The sequence below is a fragment of the Methanobrevibacter sp. genome (genome assembly GCF_017940815.1).
In the GTDB taxonomy this organism is placed as follows: domain Archaea; phylum Methanobacteriota; class Methanobacteria; order Methanobacteriales; family Methanobacteriaceae; genus Methanocatella.
The window spans coordinates 1-8,095 of sequence record NZ_JAGAXX010000065.1 but is presented as its reverse complement, the minus strand read 5'-3'; the positions used below and the strand labels follow the sequence as shown (position 1 = coordinate 8,095).

The following is an 8,095-nucleotide window of genomic DNA, read 5'->3' as shown; positions in this document are numbered from 1 at the left end:
GTCTTCAACAACAGGAAGGGAACTGATTTTATATTCCATTAATTTCTCAAATGCATACACTACATCAATATCTGAAGTTGTAGTAATTACATCCGTAGTCATTATTTCCTTAACTTTCTTGTTCAACATTGTCACCACCAAACTCTTCTAGGATATCACTAACCATAATATCTATGGTTTCATTAATATCCACATTGTTTATTACATGAGTATTATTAATATTAGCTTGTTCGACTAAAAATTGTTGGGTTCTTCGAATAGTATTAAAATTATCCATATACCTTTCAAGAGACCTTTTTACCCAAGGTTGCCTGCATCTTGAATAAAATCTCTGCTTATGAGCCTCCTCATCATCAACGGTCAATGTGAAAATAATAATATTATTATCCTCCATCAAATCACGTCTGATAAATCCTGGAACTACATGAACTCCTTCAATAATAGTACTGATCCCCTCTTTAACGGACCGCTCAATGATTGCTTCAATACCCACATTTACAACCTCAACATGACTAATGAATCCTTCAACAATGGAATCAATTCTAATGGAAGGTGTTCTGATTGCCTCATGTGCATCAAAGCTGGATTTATGAATTACTGGACTTAGCTCCTTTGAAACAATTTTCCTCATTACTTCACGAATCATGTCTGTACTGATAAGGTTTTTTAATCTCAAGCGATTAGCAAGTTCAAAAGCCATGGATGATGTACCTACCCCAGAAGCACCACCAATAAGGATAATTAAAGGTTTTTTAGAACGTCTAAGTGACCTCCAATTTTTATATTTGATGGCAATACCTTCATCAATTTCTTCCAACTGTTGCAATACAACATTAGCCAAATCAAAACTGGAAATTTCAGTGACATTGTTTTCATTCAAATATGCCTCAATTTTACTAGAAATTTCATGCGCCCGTTCAATTCCAATATCTGCAACATTAAGAGAACGAGACATAATTCCTTTAGAAAATGGTTCCTTATATTTTTTTCCGTCAACATCACCAGTAACCCAAATCATAATAATCACTTTAATATATATGAATAAATATCTAAAATTAATATTAAATAAATGTTGTTATTTGATTTTATGAGAAAAAATTAAACAAAAAAGAGAAAAAGAACGAATAAATAATTATTCGTTTAATGAAATGATATCAATATCATAATTAGAACCGTCTTTAATATCTATTAAAACAGCCCCATTATCCCTAAGCATACCAGGATTTGCTACATCAGTAGTTTTACCAATTTTACTAAGTGATTTTGCTTCATGAATGTGTCCACAAAGGTTTATTTGAGGTTCAAATTCATGGATAGATTTCTGAATTCCTTGACTACCCACATGTTCACCGTTTTCAACCCTATCGGCCTCAGTGTTGAAAGGAGGTGCGTGAGTAACTAATATTTTAACTTTAGGGACTTCGGAATTGTAAACATAATCATAGTTAGCTAATAGGTCATAGACTTGCCTGTAAATCTTGTCATCATCCATTTCACCAGGAGTGTCGAATGGAGTCGGATTGGATCCGCCAAAACCAAATAATATTGCATCACCATATGCAATAATATTGTTGTGGAGACAAAATGAAACATCATTGATAGCGTTACAGATTCCATTAGGGTCACAATTACCTGGAATCGCTATAACATCAACGCCACAGTCTGCAACTTTATTAATAAAAGTCTCAACAAAATCCAAAGGCCCGAAATCAGTAATATCACCTAAAATTATAACTAAATCAATTTCATTATTGTTAAGATAAGTGTAAAGATTTTCGTTTTCTTCACCGTGAACATCACTAATCGCCAATATTTTAGTCATATAATCACCATTATTGTTCTAAAAAGAAAGATCCCATTTCTTTTAAACCTGCCTGGAGATCTTCTTTATCACCATGTAATTCAACAGTCACATCATCATCAAACTCAATGATAAGACCGTTCCATTCTGCAATTTCTTGAACTCTTTCTTCAGCCAATGGCACTCTTAAATTAATTCTACCAGTTGTTAAGCCCGGAGGAGTGTTAACTAAAAATCTTGACCTGGATTTGGCAAATTCAAATACTTTTTCACCTTTCATGACTCTTTTTAATAAATCGAGCCAATGGTCAACATATTCCTCCCCTTCATCTTCAGCAATATTCAAAAGAGTTACTTGTATATTATTTAAAGACATTTCAGCTTTCGCTAAACCATTGATCAATTCAGGATGGGAAGGGTCTCTTTTATAAGAGCTGATAGTAGATCTTATTAATCCCATCTCTGGGTTAATTCCTTTTGGAATCTCATATCCTTTTTTAGATAAATCAACAAGGAGATTATTAAGAACTAACCAATTTTGTTCAGAGGGTAAGCTCATAAATGTCCACCTATAATTTTTAAAGTAGTATGGTTAATTTTAGCGTCTGCATCTTTTAATTCAGCTTCAATTTCACTAGTGTTGCTGTAAGAATCTAAGAATAAAACATGATGAGTGGAAGTTCCAGCAATGTTCAATATTGCGATTTCATCAGTTTCTTTGAGTTCTCTTTTATCGATAGTTGCTTTGAATTGTACATAAGGTTCATATTCTTCTGGAAGGTCAGAATATTTAAATATACCATCTAAAGTTGCTACAAACATAATTACACCTCTTTAATATATTACTTAATTTTATTTAATTACTAGTATATAAACATGATTACGAATAATTCGTATTAATGCAAACAAAAAAAATAATAATAAAAAAAATAGTTATCTAATGATAACTAAATCCAAACTGTGTTTTCAATGCCTAGAAAAAAATAAAAAAGTAAGGATTAAAAATCCTTAAATCTATTCACCTAATGCTTTTTTGATAGCAGGAGTTGCATCAATTTTTTGAGCATCGAAGGTTAATTCTTCAGCTGATAATCCCATAGCTAATCCGTATAATTGAGCTAAGTGGAATACAGGTAATGCAAAGTCGGTTCCGTATCTTTCGTTTACTTCAGTTTGACCTTGGTCAAATTGCATGTGACAGAAAGGACATACGTTAACGATAGCATCTACACCAGCTTCGGTCATGTGATCAAGTTTTTCTTTAGTGAAACTAGTAGTTACATCTAAATCTCTTGCTCTTAAACCTCCACCTGCACCACAGCACATCATTTTGTCTTTGTAGTCAACGGATTTTGCACCGGTAATTTCTACAAGGTCATCTAAGATGGATGGGTTTTCTGCTTGGTCTTCAATACCGATTTCAGCAGTAGGTTTTAAGAAGTGGCAACCGTAGTGTACAGCAACGTTTAAGTCTAAAGGTTTTTCGATTAATGATGCTAATTTTTCAAAACCAACGTCATCTCTTAAGATTTGAGCAAAGTGTTTTACGTTAGTAGTTCCTTTGAATTCTCTGCCGATTTCAGCTAAGTTAGCGTTGATTTTTTCTCTTTTTTCATCATTTTCTTTTAACATGTGGTTACATTCGAATAATGAACCGAAACATCCGTTACATTCGGTCATGATGTCTGCACCCATGTCTTCAGCAATAGTTAAGTTACGAGCTGCGATAGTAGCCCAGGTTTCTTCATCGAAAGAACCGAATACACCAGGAGCAGGACAACAGGATGCTCCTTCCATATCAGTTAATTTAATATCTAAAGCTTCGAATAATTTTCTGGTAGCTTTTTCTACACCAGGATAACGGTTGTTCATGATACAACCTAAGAAATATGCAATTTCCATATTATAACTCTCCTCATAAATCTATTCTTTTAATCCGCCGGTTGCTTCATCGTAACCGATTAATTCGTCAAATGCGGTAAGTTTACATAATTTTTGTACTTCTTCTAATGCTTCTGGATAAGCGTGAGTTGTAGGTGGTACTTCAGGAAGACCAATTTTAGCTCTTAAAGCTTTAGCAGCATCGTTGATAGGTACAGCGTGACCAGTATTGATTACGAATACACCAGTCATTTTGTGAGGTTTTGCCATGTATCCAGCGTGAGCTGCAATGTTACGTGCTTTTTTGATAATTTCTACAATTTTAACACTTCTGAGACATCTTTCTTGGCAGGTGTAACAGGTAGTACACATCCATAATGCGTCATCGGTGATAACTTCTTCTTTTAATCCGAGTAAACATTTTCTGACGATTTGTCTTACTTTGTACGGAGTTCTTCTTCCAGAAGGACAACTTCCACTACAGGTACCACATTGGAAACAGTGTTTTACAGTTTCGATTCCAGCGTCAATGAACTCAGCAGTGAAATCTGGATCACGATTACTATCATTTAATAATTCTTTATCAGTCAATAAAGTCATTTTATCTCTCTCTTTATTATTTGTTTTTTCTTCAACTTCCTCAACATCTTCTTCAGGAGCGTCTTCATCTTCTTCAACAGTTTCAGTTTCTTCAGCAACTTCTTCTACTTCAACAGGAGCTTCAGTTTCTTCAGCAACTTCAACTTCTTCCACAATTTCTTCAGATGAATCGTCAACTACTTCGTCAGCAGTTTCATCTTCTACAGGTTTGATGTCTTTTTTGAAAGTTAAATCTACAGTCCTATCTCCAGATTCTGTGACAATTTCTTCTTTTTCAATAGAAATTTCTTTATCACCTTTGGAAATAGAAACACTTACATTTTTTGAAGATGCAACTTGAACATCATCAGATGTGTTTGAAACATCATTATTGATGTCAGTTTCTTCATTGTCCCCTTTAAATAAGGTTTTAAGACGATTTATTATAGACATTGAAAACACACCTTGGATTATCAGGATTATTCCCTCAAATCCATAATAATATTCTTTAAAAAACCATATATAAAGGTTACTAAAATTTTAGCTAGTGTAATCATAAAGGTTACACCTTATGAAAAATTTATATAAACCTAAAAAATCTAATAGTTAAATAATAATTAAAAGGAAGAAACAAATGATAAGAAAATTTGAAATCAAATCACATGACGGACCTGGAAGAATAGGCAAACTTGAAGGAGAACTGACACCAAAATTATTCTCTAAAAAAGATTTAAAAATAGCCCCAAATGAAGGTTCAGCATACAATATTGATCGTGAAATTGCAGAGTTCAATGTTAAAGAGACATTAAGACTTGCAAAAGAAAATGTAGATGAATGTGATATTGCAGTCATACAAGGATCAAAATATGTTGATTTAAGAATCGAATGCCTAAAACAGCTTGAAGAGATGGGTTACAACGGATTTATTATAGCGAATGGAGACAGCCTGCTTACCAATTCTCGTGAACTGGTGGAAATCATAGTATCCTTGAAAAAAGAAGCTAAAAAAAGCAGCTATTTCATTTTTCCATTTACTGAAGTGTCATTCATGCCAATATTGACATATATGGGAATTGATGGATTTTTAGTTGATTCCGCTAATTATTACAGTCACTTAAATGTATTGCAAACTCCAACAAAGGCATATGACCTGAATTCATATCCAATCTATGAAGACCTTTCCCAAGAGGAACTAGAAAAAAAGAATGTGGAAAATATGGAATTTGTAATCCGTGAAATTCACGCACACATGAAAAACAAGTCATTGAGAAACCTTGTGGAAGAGAGGTCAGGAACCACTCCCCAAAACATCTCAACATTAAAAATACTCGATAGGAACCACATGGATTACCTACTCGAATACACACAATTATTCTAAAATTTCAAATGAATCAATCATGTTTTTGAATTCGCTTTCAGACTCTCCTGAAACGTCTAAAGTCCTCAATTCAAAAATATAGATATTTTTTTCTTCTATGAACACATAGGTGTGGATGTCAAAGTTAATGTCAGGAGTGTCCATATTTGCATGAAGCTTAATCGCTTCTTTTCCTGCAATTTGAACATAATCTGATGAAAAAATTTCCCCACCGTCATCTGAAATGGCATCTTCCATAAACACCTTATATGCATCCAAATCTGTTGCAGTCGGAAACATGACCGCATTAATCAGATTGTCATTGCCCTTGGACAATGTTGCAATGCAATCAGGATTTGAAAGAATATCTGCCTTTTCAACTTCCCAAGTGCCTGGATATTCGAAAGTGACCTTGCCTGTGTTAAATGTCCTCATCATCTTCCTCGTTTTTATGGGATATGTCTATAGTTTCAGGCTCTTCATCAATGGTGTCAATATATTTTGAGAAAGGTTCTGGAAGTTTTGGCATGACTTCTTTTAGTATTTCTGCTGCATCAAGCTCCAATGCCTGACCGGAAAGCAATTGTTGAACATCAAAGTCAAAGTCAAAAGGTTTGAGTAAATCGTCGACAGGCACCCTTAAATTAATTTTGTTTTTGTTAAGTATCATTTTTATGGTACTGGTGTTTCTGATTTGCTCATTCATGTCTTCAACAGTGCTTTTTATATCATATGCTATAGCTTTGTTCTTCTCATTTACGTCATGTTTGGATTTTTCTATTGACCTTTCCAAATCCTTGACAAGCAAAGCGTTTCTTCTGTTGATATTGTCCCTTGCCTCATCAATAACGACATTGATAGCATTGAGAATTGATTTGTTCAACTCGACATTATAAGCCAAAATCATCTTGTTTTTATAGTCAAGTTCCTTAAAAATAGCGACTCTTTCATCATCGATTCTGGTAATCTTTTTGTTTAACTCATGAATCTCATCTTTAGCCCTCAATAGCTCTTCCTTATCAGTCAATTGCTCTTTTAGAGAATCCACATCATCGAAAAATGAGCCTTTAAGAGTCTGGATTTGATTTTTCAACTCTTCAATTTCAGCATCCTTTCCTTCAATGATATGATAAAATTCATCAAGCCTTTCATCTGAAAACTGATTGTCCATCAATTTTTCATAATCTTCCTGGGACAATACCTTAACAAGGTCATTGTCTTCAAAAGGGTCCTCTTTTTTAAGACTGACTTGCTTTTGTTGAGATTCTTTTTCAACAGTGTTTCCATCTTTATCTTTACTGGTATACTTTTTACTGTATACCCGAACAGTTCTAAATTCATCACTTTCCATTTTTAACACCATCACTCTATAATAATAAATAAGTAAGGTTTAATTTAAATAGTTAATGTTAAAAAAAGAAAAAAAAAGAGAAAAAAAGTATTATTTGTTTTCCCGTTCCATCCACAACAACATCGCCTCTTCAATCGCTTTTGAATACCATCCTGTTTTAAATAACATCTTGCTGGAGGCAATTTTGCGAAAATTCAAGTCAATGTCATTATTGATGCTGATTGTAACACGTCTGTTTCGAGTCATACAAATAGATAGTGCACACTAGTTAATAAATGTTTTAGTGTTATATAAAGTAATTTTAACGCTAAAACATTACTTTTGTCCTTTTATTGGAAAATTAATAATTACAGCAACAAGTTCCGGTTAAAAATTATCTGCTCAAAATTAATATATAATATGATTATGAGACTCCCAATAACCGAAAAATTAATAGTTATGGTTTAATTTCTTTTTTAAGATGCAAGTAAGTACTTACATGCGAAAAACTTTATAAGAATCCAATAATATATCTATTAAAGAACATAGTATTCCATCGCACTAAAAAGAAATGGAGATGATAAAATGAAAACAATACTATTGAGCTCATTTGGATTACTAGTCATGTCATTAGGTGTGATATTTACGGCGGGAATGTTTATACCCATCTAAAATATCAAATCAAATACTCATTTAAATAGTATAATTTTATTTTTAATACCACACAATTAAAACACCACTTTTTTTATTTAAAAAAAGAAAGTAAACTCAAACTTTAAAAACAGTTTTATTTTAAAAAAAAATGAGGATTGAAGTTCATTTTGAAATCAATCCATACAACCGATACTATTTTGCAATCATATATGCGTCGTAAGCCGCATAAACAGAAATGACAAAGTCTATTATGTAAACAATCCAACTTTGGAATATAAATGTTGCAATGAGTATCTTGAACCACCCCACCCTTAAGAGGGTGGGGATTCCTGAATTTTTTTCATTTGATTGGTTAATTTTAATGTTTTTTCAGGCTATCCCCGTTGAACCAGCGGTTTAGTATATTAATTGCGGCGTTTATGTCTCTATCATGTGTTTTTCCGCAGTTTGTGCATTTCCATTTGCGTGTTTTGACTTTTAACTCTTTTTTTAT

At 33.1% G+C, this 8,095-nt stretch carries 12 protein-coding genes; 1 reads left to right on the top strand and 11 read right to left on the bottom strand.

Annotation, left to right across the window (positions count from 1 at the left end; translation table 11 throughout):
* The 7 genes from ILA26_RS08185 to hdrC form a co-directional block, all read right to left on the bottom strand.
* Nucleotides 1–129 (bottom strand): CBS domain-containing protein (locus tag ILA26_RS08185; protein WP_292896188.1); only part of this gene is annotated, 129 nt, incomplete at its 3' end.
* The gene (locus ILA26_RS08180; RefSeq protein WP_292896186.1) at nt 110–1,018 is read right to left on the bottom strand and encodes a 2-phosphoglycerate kinase; all 909 of its coding nucleotides are present in this window, start codon (nt 1,016–1,018) and stop codon (nt 110–112) included. The genes ILA26_RS08185 and ILA26_RS08180, both read right to left, overlap by 20 nt.
* A gap of 114 nt (nt 1,019–1,132) precedes the next feature.
* Nucleotides 1,133–1,822, bottom strand: coding sequence for a metallophosphoesterase (locus tag ILA26_RS08175; RefSeq protein WP_292896184.1), 690 nt, complete (start codon nt 1,820–1,822; stop codon nt 1,133–1,135).
* Between the two features lie 10 nt (nt 1,823–1,832).
* Entirely contained in the window at nt 1,833–2,360 is a 528-nt protein-coding gene (locus ILA26_RS08170; protein ID WP_292896182.1) for a DUF2096 family protein, read from the bottom strand.
* Entirely contained in the window at nt 2,357–2,623 is a 267-nt protein-coding gene (locus ILA26_RS08165) for a DUF749 domain-containing protein (protein ID WP_292896180.1), read from the bottom strand. Before ILA26_RS08165 ends, ILA26_RS08170 begins: the two co-directional genes overlap by 4 nt.
* 192 nt (nt 2,624–2,815) lie before the next feature.
* Complete coding sequence (gene hdrB, locus ILA26_RS08160; RefSeq protein ID WP_292896178.1) at nt 2,816–3,703, bottom strand: CoB--CoM heterodisulfide reductase subunit B; 888 nt, start codon at nt 3,701–3,703, stop codon at nt 2,816–2,818.
* Nucleotides 3,704–3,724: 21 nt separating this feature from the next.
* Nucleotides 3,725–4,714, bottom strand: coding sequence for a CoB--CoM heterodisulfide reductase subunit C (hdrC, locus tag ILA26_RS08155; protein ID WP_292896176.1), 990 nt, complete (start codon nt 4,712–4,714; stop codon nt 3,725–3,727).
* Nucleotides 4,715–4,895: 181 nt separating this feature from the next.
* Here hdrC and ILA26_RS08150 point away from each other — a divergent pair, with 181 nt between their 5' ends.
* A complete protein-coding gene (locus tag ILA26_RS08150) occupies nt 4,896–5,639 on the top strand; it encodes an archaeosine tRNA-ribosyltransferase (protein ID WP_292896174.1) in 744 nt (247 codons plus the stop codon).
* On the opposite strand, the gene ILA26_RS08145 is transcribed toward ILA26_RS08150, so the two are convergent.
* From ILA26_RS08145 to ILA26_RS10350, 4 genes are all read right to left on the bottom strand, one after another.
* A complete protein-coding gene (locus ILA26_RS08145; protein WP_292896172.1) occupies nt 5,631–6,053 on the bottom strand; it encodes a hypothetical protein in 423 nt (140 codons plus the stop codon). The two genes, ILA26_RS08150 and ILA26_RS08145, sit on opposite strands and share 9 nt — an antisense overlap.
* On the bottom strand, nt 6,040–6,969 hold the full coding sequence (locus tag ILA26_RS08140; RefSeq protein ID WP_292896170.1) for a hypothetical protein: 930 nt from the start codon (nt 6,967–6,969) through the stop codon (nt 6,040–6,042). Before ILA26_RS08140 ends, ILA26_RS08145 begins: the two co-directional genes overlap by 14 nt.
* A 90-nt stretch (nt 6,970–7,059) precedes the next feature.
* On the bottom strand, nt 7,060–7,215 hold the full coding sequence (locus ILA26_RS08135) for a hypothetical protein (protein ID WP_292896168.1): 156 nt from the start codon (nt 7,213–7,215) through the stop codon (nt 7,060–7,062).
* A gap of 745 nt (nt 7,216–7,960) precedes the next feature.
* Nucleotides 7,961–8,095 (bottom strand): zinc ribbon domain-containing protein, encoded by a 135-nt coding sequence (locus ILA26_RS10350; RefSeq protein WP_366514880.1) that lies wholly within the window; start codon nt 8,093–8,095, stop codon nt 7,961–7,963.